Here is a 21,578-nt window from a genome sequence, read left to right on the forward strand (position 1 = left end):
TTCCAGCCTGGGGAGACCAGATATCGAGCAAGTTGCATGCCGCCTGTTTTACGGGAGGAGCCGGAAATCGCCAGCAACAAAAGCGATAACCAGATACCGCACGTCGTAGACGAGCGTTGCCTAGCATGGCGCAACTACGGTTCTGGCCCGGCAATGGGCCTTTCATTCCACTTGCATAGGGAAATGCCCATGTCTGTTTTTAATGCGATCCCTTACCCCAGCCTTCAGTGGCCTGCTACCGATGTCGATTCGTTGGTCTTGAGTCTTCACGGGGCATTCACCTTGCGCCCGACATTGAGGGAGGTCGCACAGCGCACCCTCCAGGAGGTGTTCGACGACCGTTATTCCGCGCTGGACATATCGGTCGCCGACGCCGTGCTGGTTGAACCCCGATGGCACCTGATGGAAGGGCAAAACCTTTTCGACGGGTACATCCGTCATCCATTGACCGATCTGTTGCTCGAGTGTTGTCGCAGCGGGACCGCCAGGGCCTTGAAGCCGGAGAGCTTCCTTTCGAAATCCGCGAGTACGGACCACCCGGAAAACGTAGGGATTCCCCTGGCCGACATTCAACAGATACTCGGGCAGCGGGGCCCACTGTTGCTGGAGTGCTATCAACAACGTCTGGTGGACTTCTGGAGCCAGCCGCAAGGGAGCCGCGTCAGCGTCTGGCGACAGGTCTCCGATCTTCTCCGGACACAATTGCAACAGGCTTCTGCGGGGTTGGGGAGCGAAGAATATGCGACCGTCCAGGCCGTCCTCGATTTCCCCGACAATGGACAGCGCCAAGATGTGCTGGGAAATACCGCGACTCAAGCCTTCATTACCCATGTCCATGGCACCGACCCTGACACCCACCGAGCCGACGATGTTCTGGTTCTGTCGATGACACGTAACGTGGACGGACGCGAGATTGCGTTGCTGTTCACCCTGTCGGGCGGGGTCGAGGTGTTCAGCTCGGAGTCTGCGATGGAGGAATCCTGGTTCGGCCGGCGCTCGCCTTACTGGGAATTGAGCAATTACATTCCAGAGCACGACATCTTCGATGCATTGACCTTATGCCTGCTGGAGGGACAGCTACGAAAGATTGCGACGATCGAAGCTTCCGGCTTTACCGAGTCGAAGGGTTTTGAACGTAGAGTGGCGCAGCTTTCCAGCCTGAGCCTCCTGCTGGGTGCATTGCGTTCAGGGCATGAAGCCAGGCGGTCGACATTGCTCGACTTACTCCCACCCTGGCTCAAGCAGGCCTCGTCGGCGGACCGTGCCACCTACAGCCGACTGCTGTCATCGCTGGCGACGCTGCACCGCAAGGGTACCTCATTCATGCGGGGAATCCCGACCATCGGCGAGTTCGCCGAGCAGGCCCTCAAGGCAGAAATGCTCAAGGACGACCGCACACGTGCTGACGTGTGCATCAGCGAAATAAAGGTGACGTTGCAGCGGATGACGGACACTGTGTTCGAGATCGTTGATCCGCCTTATCCTCCATTTCGCTATGTAACTGAAACCCAGACGTTTCCCCAGATGGCGATGGCAAACCTCGGTGCATTCCCTCTCGCGCCAATGCACCACATTACCTACCGGGACGGCGAGCCACCGACCTGGTTGACCTATGATTATCTGCGAGCGTTGACTACACGAGCCGATATCGGCAAGCACTATCCCGAACTGCTCCGGTACAAGCTGCTGGACGAGCGGGAAGCCGTCAGCAGGCAAAGGGACTTTTGCAACAGCCTGGGCGTCTTGCTGCCGCTACTGGCGTTGGAACTGAAAATCAAGAACAGCCTGACGGACCTGGCTTATCGCTACGTTGTCGCCGCGCTGCAACCGGACGTCCTCGGTCGCCGGGTCGAGGGACAGGACATCGTCGTCAGGCCGTTGGGCTTCCTGACGGATGCCGATGCGACACCGGATGGGGTGATGAACATGTTCGTGATCGGTCCGGCGAACGTCGCGATGGGGCCATGCATCCTTTATCGGCCTGCCTCTACCGCGCCCCTGATGGAGTTTTCCTCGCGGATGTCACTTTTTGCAGCGATCAAGGAGCAGGGGCAATTGCAGGACAGCGTCCTCGCCGGGCTGTCGGTCTCTGTACGCGCCATCTATGCCAATGGCGGTTTTGATGAGCCTCACACAACCCGGATTATCTTCTCCGATTTTGATGTGATCCTTGCTCCAGAGCCGGCCCGGCTCAACGGCATACCTCTGCGCGATGAGGTTGCCACGGCGCTGTACAGGGCCTGCGCCCAGGCCTTGATCGAGCAGGCCAGAGAGGCTTCGGTGTCTGACGTCCAGGAGCGTTGGGAGCGTTTCAGGCAATTCGCCTGGGGCACGTTCAACCTGTTGCTGCCGCTGCTCGACGGCCCGCTGGCGCTGGTCGGTCTGTTGGTCCAGCTCACCGCCAGCCTCGATGAGCTGGTCGAAAGCCAGAGCTGGGAGAACCACAGCAGCGAAAACCACAGCAGCGAAAACCGCTCCCAGGCGCTGGCCGACGTATTGATCGGCCTGGCGTTGGCACTCGTGCAAGGGGGAAGGCAACTGAGCGACATTTCCCGCCTCGATGAGTTGCAAGTGGCTGGTGGTGAAACCAGCGTTCCACGTGCCTTGCTCGACACTGCGATCCACACGTCATCGACATCCTCCGTTTCCGCTCGCCCGTCCGCAGCGAAAGCTAGGCTGTTCTACGGATGGTCGAGCCCGCCTGGCCGGTTTTCAGCCAGGGAGCTGGTCCGGCTCGACACGTTCAAGCTGGAGGCGTTTTCCGCAGTGCAAGGTTATGTGGCCTCGGGTGAATATCGCGGGCTCTACCAGCTGGGTAGCGAGTGGTATGCCAGTGTGGAGGGGGACTGGTACCGAGTGTCACCCAGGGAGGAGGGCGTGGTGATTATCGACACGGCTCATCCGGCGCGAACCGGCCCCTGGCTCGAAAACGACGGGCAGGGTCGGTGGTGTTTTAGCTACGGCCCGCGCTTGTTGGGCGGGGCTGGAGGGCTGAGCGCCAGTGCCAGAAAGAAACTCAAGGGATTGGAAAAAAAGGCGCGGGAACTGCTTGCTACGCTCAGCCAAAGCCAGGCCGAGGCCCGGCGGCTGAGCACCGGAAATAGTCCTTCGATCGATGTGCAAGACATGTTCTTGAACAAGGCCGGTGAGTTGGATCGCCATGCTCTGGACATGGCGCAGTTGACCCAGCCGCTTGGCGAGCAGGCGCCGCAGGTGTTGATCGAGCAATTGCGGGCCGGAGCCAGGCAACTTCGGGCGCTGGGGCTAACGACCCGTATTGCCATGCTCAAGTCGAGACGCCCGGATGTCGGCGCGGTGGACTATCTGTTGCAGGAGCGCCAGGTCAGCATCCGCAGGCTCGGCGAGCGATTGGACTGTTCCGGCGGCAAAGGCCGCGATTTCCTGCAGGAGTACGAGATTCGCGACACGGTTAACAATCGCGTGCTGTGGTACGCGCACTTCCATTACCCGAAACAGGACACTGCGCCGCAGGATTTTTCCAAGGCCCATCTGAAGACCGCAGCGCAGCGTAGGCAAGGAGTTGCCTTTCAGGTCTCCCAGCAGCAAGCCGGGCAATCGGTGGAAAGGATTTGGCGTAGCGATATCGGGCGACAGGCGGCCTCCAGATTGTTCCTGTCGGCTTGATCCATCGAACCACTGAGGTATTCATGGTTCTTCATAAGAGCTCCGAGATCGATATAGACCCACGCCGCTCATGCGGCGCGGGTCTATCGGAGCTCACGTCAGGCCTGGAGAGAGAGGGACTACTATCAGAACTGACAGTTGACCTGGCAGTCCCCACGGGCAGGGCTTCGCCAGGAGGTCATGCCAGTTCGCCGCAAAGATCCAGCTCAACCAGCCGCCGAACCTCATCCACCGGCAACCCGGCACCGATCAAGGCCTGCAACTTGCCGAACGCAGCCTCGCGGGTCATGCCGCCGCCGGACAGCACGCCGACTCCGCGCAAGCGACTGCCCGCTTCGTAGATGTCCAGTTCGACGCCGCCTTCATGGCATTGAGTGACCGCCACGACCACCACGCCGTTGTCCCGCGCCCGTTCCAGGCTGGCGAGGAAGGCCGGGTTGTCGCTCGGACCGGTGCCGCTGCCGTAGCACTCCAGCACCAGGCCCCGGATGCCGCTGCCCAGCAAGCCATCGATAACCTCGGCGCCAATGCCAGGGAACAATGGCAGCACCACGACGTTTGCCAACTGTTTCGGTTGGTTGTAATTCAACTGCGTCGGCAGCGACGTGGCCTTGATGCCGCCGCCCTGGCGCTCCAGGCGCTTGAACGGATGACGACCAAAGCTGCGCACCTTGGCGCAGCGGGTCGGCGCCAGCAGTTCACCGTGAAAATACAGGTGCACGCCCGGCGCCAGGCCCTGGCCGAGGGCGACCAGGGCGCCGCTGAGGTTTTCCCAGGCGTCGCTGTCGGTCACGCCGGCCGGCAGCATCGAACCGGTGAAGCAAACCCGCGCGTGCAAGCCGAGCAACTGGAAGCTCATGGCGGCGGCGCTGTAGGCCAGTGTGTCGGTACCGTGCAGGATCAGGACACTGTCGCAGCCTTGCACATCGACGGCATCAACCACCGCTTCGCGCAGTTGCTGCCAGTAGGCCGGGGTCATGTTGGCGCTGTCGATCAGCGGCGACATCTCCCGGAAACGCCATGGCGGGATAACCAGTTCGGGCTGGCTGTGCAGGTAGTCGCGCATCCGCGCTTCGAAACCGGATGCCGGGGCCAGGCCGTTGGCGCTGGCCTGCATGCCGATGGTGCCGCCGGTATAGAGCACCATGACGTGTTGGGCGGCAGGATAAGTCGAGGCATTCATGGGTGTTCTCCGAGGACGAAAACAGCAGCTTCATTTGCTGCTGCAACATAAGGCCGAGCATGACGCCGACCTTGTGTTGTGTCACGCCGGGCGCAGGGGATGCGCCCGGTTTTTTTCAAACGGACTGTTGATCAGCGTTGCGCTGCAGCCAGGCCCGCCGGAGCGTTTCCAGATTCGGCGGCAGGTGCCGATGGGGTCGCTGGCCAGGCCTTGCGGTCCAGGTCCAGGTCCGGGAACTTGCTCGAGTCGAACACCGGCACCTTGATGCCAGCCGAACGCTGGTCGTCATAGTCGCGCAGGATGCGCATGCCGACCTTGAACAGCAGGAACAGCGCGATCAGGTTCACGAACGCCAGCAGCGTCATGGTGATATCGGCGAACGCGAACACGGTGCCGAGGTTCTCGATGGCGCCCCAGAAAATCAGTCCCAGGACCAAGGCGCGATAGGCCATCAGCGCCTTGCGGTTTTCACCTAGCATGAAGCGCAGGTTGTTTTCGCCCAGGTAATAGTTGTAGAGGATCGAGGTGAACACGAACAACGACAGGGCCACGGAGATGAATATCCGGCCCCAGTCGCCGACGACGGCCGCCAGGGAGTTCTGGGTCAGGGCAATGCCGTCGCCTTCGAAGCCTGGGGTGTAGAAACCCGACAGCAGGATCAGCAGCGCGGTGCAGGTGCAGATCACGAACGTGTCGAGGAAAACGCTGAACGCCTGGACCACACCCTGGGCGACCGGGTGCTCTACCGACGCCACGGCGGCCACGTTAGGCGCACTGCCCAGGCCGGCTTCGTTGGCGAACACGCCACGCTTGACGCCCATGACGATGGCGCTGCCGATCAGGCCGCCAAAGGCCTGGTCCAGACCGAAGGCGCTCCTGACGATCGTCGCCAGCATGCCCGGTACATGTTCGAATTGCAGCACGATCACGTAGAGCGTCACGGCGATGTATGCCAGGGTCTTGACCGGTACCAGCAGGTCCGCAACCTTGGCGATTCGCTTGATCCCGCCGATGAATACCAGGCCCAGCAGCACCGCCAGGCCGAGGCCGGTGTAGGTGGTATCGAGGCCGAAGGCGTTATTCAGGGAGTGAGTGACGGCGTGGGCTTGCAGGCCGTTGAAGGCGAAGCCGAAGGTGATCAGCAGCAGGAACGCCATGATCATGCCCAGCCAGCGTTTCTGCAGGCCGTGCTGGATGTAGTAGGACGGACCACCACGGAACTGGCCTTCGGAATCGCAGCGCTTGTAGAGCTGGCCGAGGGAGCACTCGAAGAAGCTGCTGGACATGCCGACCAGCGCGGTCACCCACATCCAGAACACTGCACCAGGCCCGCCGAGGGTCACGGCGATGCCGACACCGGCGATGTTGCCCGCGCCGACACGGCCGGCAAGGCTGAGCATCAGGGCCTGGAAGGAGCTGAGCTGGTCAGTGCTGCTTTTCAGGCTGTCCCGGAACACCGAGAACATATGAAAGAAATGACGGAACTGGACGAAACGCGAGCGGATCGTGAAGTAGCCACCGAGCCCGACAATGAGCACGATCAGCACTTTCCCTGAGAGGAAGTCGTTGATGACTTCAAGCATGAGTATTCCTCGCTGTTTTTTGTTTAAGCAAATGCTGGCCATTTGGAAACATCGTGTTACATCGGCCGGCGCGCGGCACGACAGTTGAGGCGATGTTCGTCCCGGTCCACTTCGCGGGTTTGTTATTAGTTCGGTTTTCGCATGTTGTGAGGTCTCGCTACCGACGACCACTCATGCGAAGAGGGGCGGCACTATACCTATCAGTGCGGCGCCCGTCTGCACAGTTGTGGTGCGTGCGACGAAACGGACCCTTGTATCTCCTGGCCTATCGGTCAGGTTCTTGTGGAAGTGAGCCGGCTCCAGATAGCTGGCGACGCGGGGTACAACGGCAGCGCGTCGCTGTTTATCGCGAGTAGGCTTGCTCCTACAAATTTGCTCCCGCTTTCAGTTGTCGGTTAAAAAAAAGGGCCTGGGGAACGAGTCCCCAAGCCCTCAAAAGGTGAGAGGTGTCTAGTCCCTCGACCTGGTGAGCAGTGGTCGCGTCGATCAAGCCTTCAGTGGGACCAGACGCGGGGCAATCATGTTTTCCGGGCGCAGGATGTCGTCGAGCATGGCGTCGTCGAGCAAGCCTTCCTCGCGCACCAGTTCCAGCACGCCGCGGCCGCTTTCCAGGGCAACGCGGGCGATGCGGGTGGCGTTTTCATAGCCGATGTACGGGTTCAGGGCGGTAACCAGGCCGATCGAGTGCTCGACCAGTTCGCGGCAGCGCGCTTCGTTGGCGGTGATGCCGACGATGCAATGCTCACGCAGCATGTCCATGGCCCGTTGCAGCAGGCGGATCGAGTCGAAGATCTTGAAGGCGATCAGCGGCTCCATCACGTTCAGTTGCAGTTGGCCGCCTTCGGCCGCCATGGTCAGCGCCAGATCGTTGCCGATGATCTGGAACGCGACCTGGTTCACCGCTTCAGGGATCACCGGGTTGACCTTGCCAGGCATGATCGAACTGCCTGGCTGGCGGGCCGGCAGGTTGATCTCGTTGATGCCGGTGCGTGGGCCGCTGGACAGCAGGCGCAAGTCGTTGCAGATCTTCGACAGCTTGACCGCGGTGCGCTTGAGCATGCCGGAGAACAGCACGAAGGCGCCCATGTCGGAGGTCGCTTCGATCAGGTCGGCGGCCGGAACCAGCGGTTGGCCGCTGATGGTCGCCAGGCGTTGTACGGCCAGGGCCTGGTAACGCGGATCGGCGTTGATGCCGGTACCGATGGCGGTGCCGCCCAGGTTCACTTCGGTGAGCAATTCAGGTGCCAGGGTTTTCAGGCGCGCCAGGTCTTCGCTCAAGGTGGTGGCGAAGGCGCGGAATTCCTGTCCCAGCGTCATCGGCACGGCGTCTTGCAGTTGGGTACGGCCCATTTTCAGCACGTGGCTGAATTCCTCGCCCTTGGCGGCGAACGCCTGGATCAGGCTGTCGAGGCTGGCCAGCAACGCGTCGTGGCCCAGCAGCAGACCCAGGCGGATCGCGGTCGGGTAGGCGTCGTTGGTCGACTGCGCCATGTTCACGTCGTTGTTCGGATGCAGATACTGGTATTCGCCCTTCTGGTGACCCATGGCCTCCAGCGCGATGTTGGCGATGACTTCGTTGGCATTCATGTTGGTCGACGTGCCGGCGCCGCCCTGGATCATGTCCACCACGAATTCTTCGTGGAAATCGCCGCGGATCAATCGTGCACAGGCTTCGCTGATGGCGGCGTGCTTGGCTTCGCTGAGCTGGCCCAACTCACGGTTGGCGTCAGCGGCGGCTTGCTTGACCATTGCCAGACCGACCACCAGTTTCGGGTAATGCGAGATCGGGACGCCGGAGAGACGAAAGTTGTTGATCGCTCGCAGGGTCTGGATGCCGTAATACGCTTGCGCCGGTACTTCGAGTACGCCAAGCAGGTCTTTTTCTGTGCGGAATGATGCAGCGGAGGACATGATGTCAATCATCTCAATAAGGACCCGGTCTGAGCCGGAACGCTGTGAATCCTAGGCTTTCAGAAAATTTAGGGCCAATGCTGTTAAACACTGGCCTATGCACATTCGGCATAATGCGCGTGTGACGCCGATGACGCGGCGAACGTGTGACCTGTTTTGGTGCGTCCTACGGGAGGACGGAGATGAATCTTGAAAGCAAATGGCTGGAGGACTTCAGTGCCTTGGCCGCGACGCGCAGTTTTTCCCAGGCGGCCGAGCGCCGCTTCGTGACGCAACCAGCATTCAGCCGGCGGATCCGCAGCCTGGAGGCGGCGCTGGGGCTGACCCTGGTCAACCGCTCCCGCACGCCGATCGAACTGACCGCGGCGGGACAGCTGTTCCTGGTGACGGCGCGTACGGTGGTCGAGCAGTTGGGCGAAGTGCTGCGGCACTTGCACCACCTGGAGGGCGGGCAGGGCGAAGTTATCCAGGTAGCGGCGGCACATTCCCTGGCGTTGGGTTTCTTTCCGCGCTGGATCGCCCAGTTGCGCAACGAAGGCATGAACATCGCCACACGGCTGGTGGCGACCAATGTCGGCGATGCCGTGCATGCCCTGCGTGAAGGGGGCTGCGACTTGATGCTGGCCTTCTACGACCCGGATTCGGCGATGCAGATGGACCCGGAGATCTTCCCATCGCTGCACCTGGGCCAGACCGAAATGCTCCCCGTCTGCGCGGCCGATGCCGACCGCAAGCCGTTGTTCGACCTGGAGGGCGAGACCAGCGTGCCCCTGCTGGCCTACAGCGCCGGCGCTTTTCTGGGCCGTTCGGTGAACCAGTTGTTGCGCCAGCGCGCCCTGCGTTTCACCACGGTCTACGAGACGGCCATGGCTGACAGCCTGAAAAGCATGGCCCTGGAAGGCCTGGGCATCGCCTGGGTGCCGCACCTGAGTGTGCGCAACGAACTGGCCCGGGGCGAGCTGGTGATCTGCGGGGGCGCGCAATGGCACGTGCCGCTGGAAATCCGCCTGTACCGCTGCGCCCTGGTGCGCAAGGCCAATGTGCGGTTGTTGTGGCGCAAGCTGGAGGGTGGCGCGGCCAGCCCTGCGGCTTGAAAGGCGTGAAAGCCATCGTCTGGGCTTTCACGCCTGATGGGCGGGTCAGTCGAAGCTGTCTACATAACTGCGTATGTTTGCCCGGTTCTTTTCGGTAAAGCGGTAGGTATTGCCAAGAAAGTCCGAGAAGTCGTCGCCGAACATGATCGAATTACGCCACCAGCCGTCATATTCGATTGCGCCGTCATCATGGGTCGCGCCCAGCATATGGCCTATTTCATGGGCGGGTGTTCGGTAGTTAGTGATTGAAGCAATGGCCGCATAGCTTCTGACGGTCGCGATACCGGCAACTTTGCTGTTGAGATTGTCCCGAGTCAGCAACAGGATCTTGGCGAGGGACGGCTCAAGGCCGCCGTTCTGCACCGTCGTGATGTGCAGTTCCTCGATCAGTCGCCACCACTCCCGGATGGTTTTTTCTTGCTCTGCATGCTTGTAATTGAATCCCGAGAGCGAGGGGTAAGTACCCACGGGAAACATTGTGATCCGGACTTTACGATGTGCAACTTTCTCCAGCTCGGGTTTAAACCAGGAAAAGTAATCGGAATAGAGTTGGCTCGTACTGTAGTCTTTCAGATCGTCGTGTTTGACGACGACGATCACGATAGGTTTTTGCATGTTTGAACGTCCTGTTCAATAAGTGCTCCAGAAAGTGCCCCCTTGGTTACAAGAGCGCACCGTGCCGGATTGTTATAGGCTGGTTTTTGAACTGGATAAACCGCTGCTGAACTTCAAAATGTTTCACCGTGAATGAGCCCGCCACACTGACTCGATAGTCAGGAAAACCGCGGTTTGCGCAACGCATGACAGATGGTCGCGACAGGGGCTGTTTATCTGCTTCATTACGGTATACTGCCCGGCCTTCGGTCGGTCCACCCGGCCATAATTCGTACAACAAGCCACGCCGGTTTCCTGCGTGGCTTGTTGTTTTTTGACGCGCCCCAGGGCGCCCAGAGAGAAGAGGCACGACGATGAGTGCACTGGTTGGCGTGATCATGGGCTCCAAGTCCGATTGGTCCACCCTTAGCCACACCGCCGATATGCTGGAAAAGCTCGGCATCCCCTACGAGGTGAAAGTGGTGTCCGCCCACCGCACCCCGGACCTGCTGTTCCAGTACGCCGAAGAAGCCGAGGCGCGTGGCATCGAAGTGATCATCGCCGGCGCCGGCGGCGCGGCTCACCTGCCGGGCATGTGCGCGGCCAAGACGCACTTGCCGGTACTGGGCGTGCCGGTACAGTCATCGATGCTCTCGGGTGTCGATTCGTTGCTGTCGATCGTGCAGATGCCGGCCGGCATCCCGGTTGCCACCCTGGCCATCGGCAAGGCCGGCGCGATCAACGCAGCCCTGTTGTCGGCGAGTATCCTGGGCGCCAAGCATCCGCAATTTCATACCGTGCTGAAAAAATTCCGCGCTGAGCAGACAGACAGCGTCCTGGACAATCCAGACCCACGCATTGCCTGAGGTTGTTGACGAATGAAGATCGGTGTAATCGGTGGCGGCCAGTTGGGTCGCATGTTGGCCCTGGCGGGTACGCCGTTGGGGATGAACTTCGCTTTCCTGGATCCGGCGCCGGACGCCTGTGCCGCGGCACTGGGTGAACACCTGCGTGCCGATTACGGCGATCAGGACCATCTGCGCCAGCTGGCCGATGAAGTCGACCTGGTGACCTTCGAGTTCGAAAGCGTCCCGGCCGAGACCGTTGCCTTCCTGTCCCAGTTCGTCCCGGTCTTCCCGAGCGCCGAAGCCTTGCGCATCGCCCGTGATCGATGGTTCGAAAAGAACATGTTCAAGGACCTGGGCATTCCGACCCCGGCCTTCGCCGACATTCAGTCCCAGGCCGACCTGGAATCCGCCGTTGCGTCCATCGGCCTGCCGGCCGTGCTCAAGACCCGCACCCTGGGTTACGACGGCAAGGGCCAGAAGGTCCTGCGCAACCCGGAAGACGTCCCCGGCACATTCGCCGAGCTGGGCAGCGTCGGCTGCCTGCTGGAAGGCTTCGTGCCTTTCACTGGCGAAGTCTCGCTGATCGCCGTACGTGCCCGTGACGGTGAAATCCGTTTCTACCCGCTGGTCCACAACACCCACAAGGACGGCATCCTCAAGCTGTCCGTCGCCAGCACCGACCACCCGCTGCAAGCCCTGGCTGAAGACTACTCCAGCCGGGTACTCAAGCAGCTCGATTATGTCGGCGTCATGGCGTTCGAGTTCTTTGAAGTGGATGGCGGCCTCAAGGCCAATGAAATCGCCCCGCGCGTGCACAACTCCGGGCACTGGACCACCGAAGGCGCCGAGTGCAGCCAGTTCGAAAACCACCTGCGGGCGGTCGCCGGGCTGCCGCTGGGGTCGACGGCCAAGGTCGGCGAAAGCGCGATGCTGAACTTCATCGGCAAGGTGCCGGACACCGAGAAGGTCCTGGCGATCGCCGACTGCCACCTGCATCACTACGGTAAGGCGTTCAAGGTCGGGCGCAAGGTTGGTCACGCCAACCTGCGTTGCGCCGACCGGGCCACGCTGGCCCAGCAGATCATCAAGGTCGAGACGCTGATCGCCGAGCAATAATCTGAAACATCGGTGGAACCATTCGTCGGCCGTCTTCTCTCATGGCAAGGTGCCAAAGTCTGACTAGGCTTTGGCATAGCTACTCAATTAGAGGGGAATACCATGGGAATCATCGGAACCATTTTTATCGGCCTGATCGTTGGCCTGCTCGCACGTTTCCTGAAGCCTGGCGATGACAGCATGGGCTGGATCATGACTATCCTGCTGGGTATCGGCGGTTCACTGGCGGCCACTTACGGCGGCCAGGCCCTGGGCATCTATCAGGCAGGCGAAGGCGCTGGTTTCCTCGGAGCCCTGGTGGGCGCGGTGGTGCTGCTGGTGATCTACGGCCTGATCAAAAGGAACTGATCAACGCGCGAAAGTCCTCTGCGCGTGGCGCGCGCGGAGGGCTAGAATGCCCGGCGTCGTATTTTTCCTTATGCCGAGCCCTTACATGCGCCGTCTACTGCTGACCTTCCTTCTGCTGGGCACTGGCCTGGCCCACGCCGCCGAGCTGCCCGAAACCGACTGGCTCGAACTGATGCCCAAGTCGGACCAGAAGGCCCTCGAGGCCATGCCCGAGATCGATCACAACTCCCCCGAAGCCAACGGCACCTTCACCGAAAAGGGTGGCCTGAAGCAGAGCAAAGGCTTGCCGGCGGTGATGTATTCGACCAAGACCGTGGCATCAATGAACGACAAGCACATCCGCATCGGCGGATACCCGGTGCCGCTGGAAACCGACGCCAAGGGCCGTAGCACGCTGTTTTTCCTGGTGCCTTACCCCGGTGCCTGCATCCACGTCCCGCCACCGCCGCCCAATCAATTGGTGCTGGTGCGTTATCCCAAGGGCTTGAAGCTGGATGATATCTACACGCCGCTGTGGGTCACCGGCACGCTGAAGATCGAAAAGGTCGACAACGACCTGGCGAGCGCGGCGTATGCGATGGAGGCGCAGAAGGTGCGGATGGTGCAGGAGGCGGATTTGTAGGTTTGGCATCAACCCATTGTGGGAGCGAGCCTGCTCGCGAAGGCGGTGTGTCAGTCAAGATATGTATTTACTGACACGCCGCCTTCGCGAGCAGGCTCGCTCCCACAGGGGATTTGTTCAGTGTGTTTAGAGCGGTTTGCTGCGAATGCTCACGCCCAGCGTATGGCTGGCATCTGGCAACAGCGTCACCACATCATCCATCACATTGGCCGTCTCGATGCAGAGCATGCGTTGCCAGCCATCATCGGTCATGTCGCTGAAGGCCTTGGCCCGTTCGGTCCAGGGGTTCCAGATCACCGCCGAACGTGAACCGGTAGCGGTCAATTCGATGCGTCGCTGCCAATGCGCGTCGACGATACTCAGCGTCGGCGGCGTATCGAGATAGATCCGGTCGGTTTCGCCGGCAAAATGCAGCTTGCCGGCCTGGGTATGGACGTTCCAGTCATCCAGGGTCTCGACGTAGCGCAAGCCATCCACTCCGTCGACATGCACGTTGCGCACGTCGCTGACCGCGAAATAGCTGTGCAGCGCCTGGCTCAGGCTGACGGTTTCGCTGCCACGGTTATGGCTGGTCAGATGGATATGCAGTTGCTTGTCCATGACGATGGTCAAGGTCAGGTCGACCTGATGGGGCCAGCCGGACAAACCGTTTTCGGGGTAGGGCAGCATGAATTCGATCTTCAGGCTTTCACCCTCGGCTTCGATGCCCTTGAGTTCCCAATCCATTGCCCGTACCAGGCCGTGGGCGGTGGCCGGTTCGTTGCTGACGCGCATGGCCTGGACGCTGTCGGGGTTGCGCGTCAGGTTGCCGAACCACGGCCAGCACACCGGTACGCCGGCACGGATGCTCTTGCCGGTCTTGAACGTCGCCTGGTCGTTGAGCCAGATCAGCGGCGGCTGGCCGTCCACTTGATAGCTGAGAACGTGCGCGCCTTGCTGGGCCACGAGCAACTCGGCCTGACCGTGGCGGATGCGCCAACCGTTCAGTTCATCCAGTTTGACGGCTTCGACGTTAGGCGTTGGCATGCTGCAAATCTCGTTCAGGAACATGGACTGCAATGGACCGCAAAACGGCCGCCGTGTTTAACGCGCCCGAGGTGGAACCGAGCGGGTACGACCACTGCCATCGATGGCGACGAACACGAACACCGCTTCGGTGACCTTGCGCCATTCGCTGGACAATGGGTCGTCACTCCAGACCTCGACCATCATCTGGATCGAGCTCCGGCCGATTTCCAGGGCCTGGGTGTAGAACGACAATTGCGCACCCACTGCCACCGGCACCAGGAACGCCATGCGATCGATCGCCACGGTGGCCACGCGGCCGCCGGCAACCTTGCTGGCCATCGCGGTGCCGGCCAGGTCCATCTGGGACACTAGCCAACCGCCGAAAATATCCCCGAAGCCGTTGGTCTCTCGGGGAAGCGCGGTGATTTGCAGGGCCAGATCGCCCTGCGGGATTGGATCTTCTTGTTCGAGCTCTATCATGCCGGGGGTGCCTCTGACCCGTAACGCTGTCTTGTACTTCAGGTGAGTAGCCGTCCTTAAAAAAACGATTCAGCCCGAACATGCCGCGTTCGTCACGTTTTTCGTCAAGGCGTGCCAAAGGGAAACTCTGCGAAACCGGCTGATCTCGTATTGCGCCACCAACGACGTTTTCGCACAGCAACCCCTTACAGAGTGTTGCAAGGTTGCGAGTATATCGGGCGATAGTCGTCGAGACGACCACTCGGTTCTGATTTCGACTGTCAATTACGCGCCTCTATGTGCTTTTTCGAACAATTTGCTATCGTGCCGAACCTGCCCGGGCGCCCATTCAGCGTTGTCGGGGCCGCAGAATCGACTATAAGAGAAGCCCTTGCCATGACCACTGCGCCTTCGAGCACGGCGACACCCGCACAACCCACCCGTCCGCTAACCCGTAACGACTACAAGACCCTGTCGCTTTCTGCCCTGGGCGGTGCGCTGGAATTCTACGATTTCATCATTTTCGTATTCTTTGCCACCGTGGTCGGCAAATTGTTCTTCCCGGCCGAGATGCCCGAGTGGCTGCGCCTGATGCAGACGTTCGGCATCTTTGCCGCCGGTTACCTGGCCCGGCCGCTGGGCGGGATCATCATGGCCCACTTCGGCGACCTGCTGGGACGCAAGAAGATGTTCACCCTGAGCATCTTCATGATGGCCGTGCCGACCCTGATCATGGGTCTGCTGCCTACTTACGCGCAGATCGGCATGTGGGCACCGATCCTGTTGCTGCTGATGCGGGTAATCCAGGGCGCCGCGATTGGCGGCGAAGTGCCAGGCGCCTGGGTATTCGTTTCCGAACACGTGCCGGCGCGCCATATCGGCTATGCCTGCGGCACGCTGACCTGCGGCCTGACGGCGGGGATTTTGCTGGGTTCGCTGGTTGCCACGGCCATCAACAGCATTTATACGCCGGTGGAAGTGGCGGATTACGCCTGGCGGATCCCGTTCCTGCTGGGCGGCGTGTTCGGCCTGTTTTCGGTGTACCTGCGCCGCTGGCTCCACGAAACCCCGGTATTCGCCGAGCTGCAATTGCGCAAGGCCCTGGCCGAAGAAGTGCCGTTGCGCGCGGTGCTGCGTGATCATCGCGGCGCCATCGCCATTTCGATGCTGCTGACCTGGCTGTTGTCGGCGGGCGTCATCGTGGTGATCCTAATGACACCCACCGTGCTGCAGACCGTGTACCACTTCAGCCCGACCACCGCGTTGCAGGCCAATAGCCTGGCGATCGTATTCCTCAGTTTCGGCTGTATCGGCGCGGGTGTGCTGGCTGACCGCTTCGGCGCCGGCCGGGTGTTCGTCTTTGGTAGTGGCTTGCTGCTGATCACCTTCTGGACCTTCTACCACAGCCTGTTCGAGCACCCCGAGTGGTTGTTCCCGCTCTACGCCTTGAGCGGCTTGCTGGTGGGTACCATTGGCGCGGTGCCCTACGTTATGGTCAATGCCTTCCCGGCCGTGGTGCGCTTCAGCGGACTGTCGTTCTCCTACAACCTGGCCTACGCGATCTTCGGCGGGCTGACCCCGATGATCGTGACCCTGCTGTTGAAAGAGAGCCCGATGGGGCCGGCGTACTACGTGGCGATCATCTGCGGGATCGGGATGGTGATCGGTGGGTACCTCTGGAAGAAGGGCCGATAACCGGCGCTTTTTTCCCACTTGTACTGGCGCTTTCGCGAGCAGGCTCGCTCCCACATGGGGTGGATTCCCTGTGGGAGCGAGCCTGCTCGCGAAAAGAGCACCATGGATCATCCCTGCAAAAGCCAATGCTGGCCTTTCATCCAATTGTCATATTTCAGCCATAGAGTGTTCATACGGCTTGTCGATACTTGGCCGACTTAACACACCCTATCTGCTAGGAGTAAGGCATGAAACTGAAGCGTTTGATGGCGGCAATGACGTTTGTCGCTGCTGGCGTCGCGACTGCCAACGCGGTTGCCGCTGTTGACCCTGCGATCCCGAGCTACACCAAGACCACTGGTGTGTCGGGCAACCTGTCCAGCGTCGGCTCCGATACCCTGGCTAACCTGATGACCTTGTGGGCCGAGAACTACAAGAAGGAATACCCGAACGTCAACATCCAGATTCAGGCCGCCGGTTCCTCCACCGCGCCACCCGCACTCACCGAAGGCACCGCAAACCTGGGCCCGATGAGCCGCAAGATGAAGGACAACGAGCTGCAAGCCTTCGAACAGAAGTACGGCTACAAGCCGACCGCTATTCCGGTTGCCGTGGACGCCCTGGCGGTATTCGTGCACAAGGACAACCCGATCAAGCACCTGACCATGGCTCAGGTCGATGCGATTTTCTCCTCGACTCGCCTGTGCGGCGCCAAGGCTGACGTCAAGACCTGGGGCGACCTGGGCGTGACCGGCGACCTGGCCAACAAGCCAGTCCAGCTGTTTGGCCGCAACTCGGTGTCCGGCACCTACGGCTACTTCAAGGAAGAAGCCCTGTGCAAAGGCGACTACAAGCCAAACGTCAACGAACAACCAGGTTCGGCTTCGGTTGTGCAGTCGATCAGCAGCTCGCTTAACGGCATCGGCTACTCGGGTATCGGCTACAAGACCGCCAGCGTGAAAACCGTTGCCCTGGCCAAGAAGGAAGGCGGCGAGTTCATCGAGGACACCGAAGAAAACGCCCTGAACGGCAAATATCCGCTGTCGCGCTTCCTCTACGTCTACGTCAACAAGGCGCCGAACAAGCCTCTGGCCCCGCTGGAAGCCGAGTTCGTCAAGCTGATCCTGTCCAAGCAAGGCCAGGAAGTCGTGGTCAAGGACGGCTACATCCCGGTTCCAGCCAAAGTCGCCGCCAAGGCACTGGCTGACCTGGGTCTGCAGGAAGGCGGCAACGTCGCCAAGCAGTAACGCCTGAGCCCAGGCCCCTGTGGGAGCGAGCTTGCTCGCTCCCACAGACCAAATTTCCATCCGCTGCCGGTTCCCACCGGCGGCGGATTTGTTGCGTCACTTCACTGTCATCTTTCTGTCATACAGGATCGCTAGGGTGTGCGCATGAATGATCTGGCCAACTCCACAATGACTACGACTTCCCCTCCCAAGCGCATTGACTTCAATACGCCTGAGCTGCAACGCAAGCGCCGCATCCGCGCGCTCAAGGATCGCCTCACCCGTTGGTACGTGCTGGTTGGCGGCCTCGCCGTGCTCGCCGCCATTACTTTGATTTTTTTCTTCCTGGCCTACGTGGTACTGCCGCTGTTCCAAGGCGCGGACCTGACCGCCAAGGACTCGATTACCCCTGCCTGGATGCAAGACGCCGGCAAGCCGCTGATGATCGCCATCGAAGAACAGAACCAGGTGGCGATGCGGGTTTCCGACAAGGGCGTGGCGCTGTTCTACAACCTCGACAGCGGTGCCGAACTGCGGCGTGTCGACCTGCCGATCCCGGCCGGCGCCACTGTGACGTCCATCGGTGAAGATCAGCCCGGCAGCCCGCTGGTGGCGATCGGCTTGTCCAATGGCCAGGCCCTGGTGTTCCGCCACACGTATAAAGTCAGCTACCCCGACGGCAAGAAAACCATCTCTCCGGCCATCGAATACCCTTACGGTGAAGGGCCGATCGCGTTGAACGAGCAGGGCGCGGCCCTGGAGCATGTCAGCCTCAACGCGACCGATTCGACGTTGCTGCTGGCTGGCTCCAGCGGCGCGCAGCTCTATGTGCTGTCGCTCACCAGCGAAGAAAACATGATGACCGGTGAAATCACCAGCGAGCAGACGCGTATCGATCTGCCGCAGATGACCGAGCCGGTAAAAAACATCTTCGTCGACCCGCGCCAGCAGTGGCTGTATGTGGTCAACGGGCGCGCCCAGGCCGATGTGTTCAGCCTGCGGGACAAGAGCCTCAACGGTCGCTACAAGCTGCTCGAGAACGCTGACGCCCAAGTCACCGCCGTTGCCCAGTTGGTCGGTGGCATATCGCTGATCATCGGTGATTCCAAGGGCGGCCTGGCCCAGTGGTTCATGGCTCGCGATCCGGACGGCGAGCTGCGTTTCAAACAGATTCGTACCTTCCAGATGGGCAGCGCGCCCATCGTCGAGATCAGTGCCGAAGAGCGTCGCAAGGGTTTCGTTGCGCTCGACGCCGCCGGCAAGCTCGGCGTGTTCCACAGTACTGCCCACCGCACCTTGCTGGTTGACCAGGTAGTCGATGGCCAAGGCCTGTTCGGCATGTCGCCACGGGCCAACCGCCTGATCGTGGAGCAGGGCGGCAAGCTGCAACCGCTGGTGCTGGAAAACCCACACCCGGAAGTCTCGTGGAGCGCCTTGTGGAGCAAGGTCTGGTACGAAAACTACGATGAGCCCAAGTACGTCTGGCAATCGACTGCCGCCAACACCGACTTCGAACCCAAGCTGAGCCTGTCGCCGCTGACCTTCGGCACCCTGAAAGCGGCGTTCTACGCGATGCTTTTGGCCGCGCCGCTGGCGGTTGCCGCAGCGATCTACACCGCCTACTTCATGGCCCCGGGCATGCGCCGCAAGGTCAAGCCGGTGATCGAGCTGATGGAGGCGATGCCGACGGTGATCCTCGGTTTCTTCGCCGGTCTGTTCCTGGCGCCGTACGTCGAAGGGCATCTACCGGGCATCTTCAGCCTGCTGATGTTGCTGCCGATCGGCATCCTGGTCGCCGGTTTCGCTTTCAGCCGCCTGCCGGAATCCATTCGCCTGCGAGTGCCGGACGGCTGGGAAAGCGCCTTGCTGATCCCGGTGATCCTGTTCGTCGGCTGGCTCTCGCTATACATGAGCCCATACATGGAAGCGTGGTTCTTTGGCGGCGACATGCGCATGTGGATCTCCCATGACCTGGGTATCACCTATGACCAGCGCAACGCCTTGGTGGTCGGTCTGGCGATGGGCTTCGCGGTGATCCCGAACATCTATTCCATCGCCGAAGACGCCGTGTTCAGTGTGCCGCGCGGCCTGACCCTGGGCTCGCTGGCCCTGGGTGCGACACCGTGGCAGACCATGACCCGCGTGGTCATCCTCACCGCCAGCCCGGGCATCTTCTCGGCGCTGATGATCGGCATGGGCCGGGCGGTGGGCGAGACGATGATCGTGCTGATGGCCACCGGCAACACCCCGGTGATGGAAATGAACCTGTTCGAAGGCCTGCGCACCCTGGCGGCCAACGTCGCGGTGGAGATGCCTGAGTCGGAAGTCGGCGGCAGCCATTATCGCGTGCTGTTCCTGTCGGCCTTGGTGCTGCTGTTGTTCACCTTCGTCATGAACACCCTCGCCGAGCTGATCCGTCAGCGTCTGCGCAAGAAATATTCGTCGCTTTAAGAAAGGTAGAAGTCTGTGAAACAGAACTCCCTGAAAGGATGGTTCAAGAGCGGCGCCCCGGGCGTCTGGATCAGCGGTGGCGCGGTGTCCATCGCGGTCATCATGACCATTGGCCTGTTGGCGGTGATTGCCGTGCGCGGCCTGGGCCACTTCTGGCCGGCCGACCTGATCCACGCCAGCTACAACGTACCGGGCATGCCGGCGCACCTGGTGGTCGGCGAAGTCGTACAGAAAGAAGAAGTGCCTCGCGAGCGCCTGAAAAGCGCTGGCCTGCCGGTGCCGGACGAAGGCCCGGAGTTCATGACCCGCGAACTGGTCAAGGTCGGTAACCGGGATCTCAACGGCACCGATTTCACCTGGATCGTCGGCGACTGGCTGAGCAACCAGACGACCCCGCCGGAGCTGATGGCTCTGGAGCGACGTGAGTGGGGCAACTTCTACGGCTACCTGGTCAACGTCAAGGAACAAGGCAAGGTCATCGCCGAGGGCGAAGCCGCCTGGCCGCAGTTGCAGGCGCGTATCGAGCGGGTCAATCAACTGGCCGACGAACTCAAGACTCTGGAAAAAGTCGACATCGGCGCGATCAACGCCGGCCTCGAGCGCATCCGCCTGCACGGTCGCAAGCTGGAGCTGGACGGCAAGCTCGACGCCGCCGCCCAGGCTGACCTGGAAAGCGAACGCGCCGAACTGAACGCCCGCTACAAGGACATCGAAGCGCGCCTGACCGACCTGCATGCGCAGTTCAACCGCGACAGCCTGACGGCCCGCGATGCCAACGGCAAGGAAGTGGAGATCGAGATCGGCAAGGTGGTGCACGCCTACCAGCCAAACGGCATGGGCACGTTCACCAAGATGGGTTTCTACTTCAGCAAGGTCTGGGAGTTCCTCAGCGACGACCCGCGTGAAGCCAACACTGAAGGCGGGATCTTCCCGGCGATTTTCGGCACCGTGATGATGACCCTGATCATGGCGATGATCGTCACTCCGTTCGGCGTGCTGGCAGCGGTCTACCTGCGTGAATACGCGCGCCAGGGGCCGATGACCCGCCTGATCCGCATCGCGGTGAACAACCTTGCAGGCGTTCCGGCCATCGTCTACGGCGTGTTCGGGCTGGGTTTTTTCGTCTATGTGCTGGGCGGCTCGGTTGACCGGCTATTCTTCCCCGAGGCTTTGCCGGCGCCGACCTTCGGCACGCCAGGCCTGCTCTGGGCTTCCTTGACGCTGGCGCTGCTGGCCGTACCGGTGGTGATCGTGGCCACCGAGGAAGGCCTGGCGCGGATTCCGCGGACCGTGCGTGAGGGTTCCCTGGCACTCGGTGCAACCAAGGCCGAAACGCTGTGGAAAATCGTCCTGCCGATGGCGAGCCCGGCGATGATGACCGGCATGATCCTCGCCGTGGCCCGTGCCGCCGGCGAGGTAGCGCCGCTGATGCTGGTGGGCGTGGTGAAACTGGCGCCGTCGCTGCCGCTGGATGGCAACTACCCGTACCTGCACCTGGACCAGAAAATCATGCACCTGGGCTTCCATATCTATGACGTCGGCTTCCAGAGCCCGAACGTCGAAGCAGCCCGGCCATTGGTCTACGCCACGGCGTTGCTGCTGGTGCTGGTGATCGCGACCCTGAACCTGTCGGCGGTGTGGATCCGTAACCACCTGCGTGAGAAGTACAAGGCACTGGATAGTTGAGGGTCTGTGGGAGCGAGCCTGCTCGCGAAGCTTTTGGCGGCCTCAAGGCCCCCTTCGCGAGCAGGCTCGCTCCCACATTGGAATTTCATGGGGCCGCCACACAGGCGTTCCGAACCGAATTTGTTAGCAC

General features: G+C 61.2%; 16 protein-coding genes. 10 read left to right on the forward strand and 6 right to left on the reverse strand.

The genetic code is table 11. From position 1 onward, the window contains the following. Positions 1-36: 36 nt before the first annotated feature. Positions 37-3,645, forward strand: a complete 3,609-nt coding sequence (locus J3P97_RS00280) for a dermonecrotic toxin domain-containing protein (RefSeq protein ID WP_434673213.1) — start codon at positions 37-39, stop codon at positions 3,643-3,645. Between the two features lie 178 nt (positions 3,646-3,823). On the opposite strand, the gene J3P97_RS00285 is transcribed toward J3P97_RS00280, so the two are convergent. The 3 genes from J3P97_RS00285 to aspA all read right to left on the reverse strand — a co-directional run bounded on the left by J3P97_RS00285 (position 3,824) and on the right by aspA (position 8,322). Next, the gene (locus J3P97_RS00285) at positions 3,824-4,828 is read right to left on the reverse strand and encodes an asparaginase (RefSeq protein WP_434673214.1); all 1,005 of its coding nucleotides are present in this window, start codon (positions 4,826-4,828) and stop codon (positions 3,824-3,826) included. Positions 4,829-4,959: 131 nt separating this feature from the next. Further along, positions 4,960-6,411, reverse strand: coding sequence for an alanine/glycine:cation symporter family protein (locus tag J3P97_RS00290; RefSeq protein WP_434602399.1), 1,452 nt, complete (start codon positions 6,409-6,411; stop codon positions 4,960-4,962). 486 nt (positions 6,412-6,897) lie between these two features. Beyond that, complete coding sequence (aspA, locus tag J3P97_RS00295) at positions 6,898-8,322, reverse strand: aspartate ammonia-lyase (RefSeq protein WP_030139110.1); 1,425 nt, start codon at positions 8,320-8,322, stop codon at positions 6,898-6,900. 182 nt (positions 8,323-8,504) lie between these two features. Between aspA and J3P97_RS00300 the strand changes: the two genes are divergently transcribed. Next, on the forward strand, positions 8,505-9,416 hold the full coding sequence (locus tag J3P97_RS00300) for a LysR substrate-binding domain-containing protein (protein ID WP_434602400.1): 912 nt from the start codon (positions 8,505-8,507) through the stop codon (positions 9,414-9,416). A gap of 45 nt (positions 9,417-9,461) precedes the next feature. Here the strand turns inward: J3P97_RS00300 and J3P97_RS00305 are convergent, their stop codons facing one another. Further along, a complete protein-coding gene (locus J3P97_RS00305) occupies positions 9,462-10,031 on the reverse strand; it encodes a reprolysin-like metallopeptidase (protein ID WP_434673215.1) in 570 nt (189 codons plus the stop codon). A 353-nt stretch (positions 10,032-10,384) separates the two neighbouring features. Here J3P97_RS00305 and purE point away from each other — a divergent pair, with 353 nt between their 5' ends. From purE to J3P97_RS00325, 4 genes are all read left to right on the forward strand, one after another. Further along, complete coding sequence (gene purE, locus J3P97_RS00310) at positions 10,385-10,876, forward strand: 5-(carboxyamino)imidazole ribonucleotide mutase (RefSeq protein ID WP_003196369.1); 492 nt, start codon at positions 10,385-10,387, stop codon at positions 10,874-10,876. A gap of 12 nt (positions 10,877-10,888) precedes the next feature. Continuing rightward, a complete protein-coding gene (locus tag J3P97_RS00315) occupies positions 10,889-11,974 on the forward strand; it encodes a 5-(carboxyamino)imidazole ribonucleotide synthase (protein WP_434602402.1) in 1,086 nt (361 codons plus the stop codon). Positions 11,975-12,076: 102 nt separating this feature from the next. Next, positions 12,077-12,322, forward strand: a complete 246-nt coding sequence (locus J3P97_RS00320; RefSeq protein WP_256229514.1) for a GlsB/YeaQ/YmgE family stress response membrane protein — start codon at positions 12,077-12,079, stop codon at positions 12,320-12,322. A gap of 85 nt (positions 12,323-12,407) precedes the next feature. Continuing rightward, the gene (locus J3P97_RS00325) at positions 12,408-12,944 is read left to right on the forward strand and encodes a DUF3299 domain-containing protein (RefSeq protein ID WP_434673216.1); all 537 of its coding nucleotides are present in this window, start codon (positions 12,408-12,410) and stop codon (positions 12,942-12,944) included. A 126-nt stretch (positions 12,945-13,070) separates the two neighbouring features. On the opposite strand, the gene J3P97_RS00330 is transcribed toward J3P97_RS00325, so the two are convergent. Beyond that, positions 13,071-13,970 (reverse strand): D-hexose-6-phosphate mutarotase, encoded by a 900-nt coding sequence (locus J3P97_RS00330; protein ID WP_434673217.1) that lies wholly within the window; start codon positions 13,968-13,970, stop codon positions 13,071-13,073. A gap of 57 nt (positions 13,971-14,027) precedes the next feature. Then, complete coding sequence (locus J3P97_RS00335) at positions 14,028-14,432, reverse strand: acyl-CoA thioesterase (protein WP_003177184.1); 405 nt, start codon at positions 14,430-14,432, stop codon at positions 14,028-14,030. Between the two features lie 375 nt (positions 14,433-14,807). On the opposite strand from J3P97_RS00335, the gene J3P97_RS00340 reads away from it, so the two are divergent. The 4 genes from J3P97_RS00340 (at position 14,808) to pstA (ending at position 21,448) form a co-directional block, all read left to right on the forward strand. Further along, a complete protein-coding gene (locus J3P97_RS00340; protein ID WP_434602404.1) occupies positions 14,808-16,106 on the forward strand; it encodes an MFS transporter in 1,299 nt (432 codons plus the stop codon). 227 nt (positions 16,107-16,333) lie between these two features. Then, positions 16,334-17,332, forward strand: coding sequence for a phosphate ABC transporter substrate-binding protein PstS (locus J3P97_RS00345; protein ID WP_053127032.1), 999 nt, complete (start codon positions 16,334-16,336; stop codon positions 17,330-17,332). Between the two features lie 396 nt (positions 17,333-17,728). Next, positions 17,729-19,762 carry an ABC transporter permease subunit gene (locus tag J3P97_RS00350; protein WP_434674595.1) on the forward strand — a complete coding sequence of 678 codons (2,034 nt, stop codon included), beginning with the start codon at positions 17,729-17,731 and terminating at the stop codon, positions 19,760-19,762. Positions 19,763-19,777: 15 nt separating this feature from the next. Beyond that, complete coding sequence (gene pstA / locus J3P97_RS00355; RefSeq protein ID WP_434602405.1) at positions 19,778-21,448, forward strand: phosphate ABC transporter permease PstA; 1,671 nt, start codon at positions 19,778-19,780, stop codon at positions 21,446-21,448. Positions 21,449-21,578 lie beyond the last annotated feature (130 nt).

Origin of the sequence: Pseudomonas sp. R1-15 (genome assembly GCF_051132085.1) — a bacterium.
Classification (GTDB): Bacteria; Pseudomonadota; Gammaproteobacteria; order Pseudomonadales; family Pseudomonadaceae; genus Aquipseudomonas.

What these genes read in the sequence shown, in the direction of transcription:
- J3P97_RS00280 (WP_434673213.1), top strand. Translation starts at nt 37, where the DNA reads ATGCCGCCTGTTTTACGGGAGGAGCCGGAAATCGCCAGCAACAAAAGC.
- J3P97_RS00285 (WP_434673214.1), bottom strand. Translation starts at nt 4,828, where the DNA reads ATGAATGCCTCGACTTATCCTGCCGCCCAACACGTCATGGTGCTCTAT.
- J3P97_RS00290 (WP_434602399.1), bottom strand. Translation starts at nt 6,411, where the DNA reads ATGCTTGAAGTCATCAACGACTTCCTCTCAGGGAAAGTGCTGATCGTG.
- aspA (WP_030139110.1), bottom strand. Translation starts at nt 8,322, where the DNA reads ATGTCCTCCGCTGCATCATTCCGCACAGAAAAAGACCTGCTTGGCGTA.
- J3P97_RS00300 (WP_434602400.1), top strand. Translation starts at nt 8,505, where the DNA reads ATGAATCTTGAAAGCAAATGGCTGGAGGACTTCAGTGCCTTGGCCGCG.
- J3P97_RS00305 (WP_434673215.1), bottom strand. Translation starts at nt 10,031, where the DNA reads ATGCAAAAACCTATCGTGATCGTCGTCGTCAAACACGACGATCTGAAA.
- purE (WP_003196369.1), top strand. Translation starts at nt 10,385, where the DNA reads ATGAGTGCACTGGTTGGCGTGATCATGGGCTCCAAGTCCGATTGGTCC.
- J3P97_RS00315 (WP_434602402.1), top strand. Translation starts at nt 10,889, where the DNA reads ATGAAGATCGGTGTAATCGGTGGCGGCCAGTTGGGTCGCATGTTGGCC.
- J3P97_RS00320 (WP_256229514.1), top strand. Translation starts at nt 12,077, where the DNA reads ATGGGAATCATCGGAACCATTTTTATCGGCCTGATCGTTGGCCTGCTC.
- J3P97_RS00325 (WP_434673216.1), top strand. Translation starts at nt 12,408, where the DNA reads ATGCGCCGTCTACTGCTGACCTTCCTTCTGCTGGGCACTGGCCTGGCC.
- J3P97_RS00330 (WP_434673217.1), bottom strand. Translation starts at nt 13,970, where the DNA reads ATGCCAACGCCTAACGTCGAAGCCGTCAAACTGGATGAACTGAACGGT.
- J3P97_RS00335 (WP_003177184.1), bottom strand. Translation starts at nt 14,432, where the DNA reads ATGATAGAGCTCGAACAAGAAGATCCAATCCCGCAGGGCGATCTGGCC.
- J3P97_RS00340 (WP_434602404.1), top strand. Translation starts at nt 14,808, where the DNA reads ATGACCACTGCGCCTTCGAGCACGGCGACACCCGCACAACCCACCCGT.
- J3P97_RS00345 (WP_053127032.1), top strand. Translation starts at nt 16,334, where the DNA reads ATGAAACTGAAGCGTTTGATGGCGGCAATGACGTTTGTCGCTGCTGGC.
- J3P97_RS00350 (WP_434674595.1), top strand. Translation starts at nt 17,729, where the DNA reads ATGCAAGACGCCGGCAAGCCGCTGATGATCGCCATCGAAGAACAGAAC.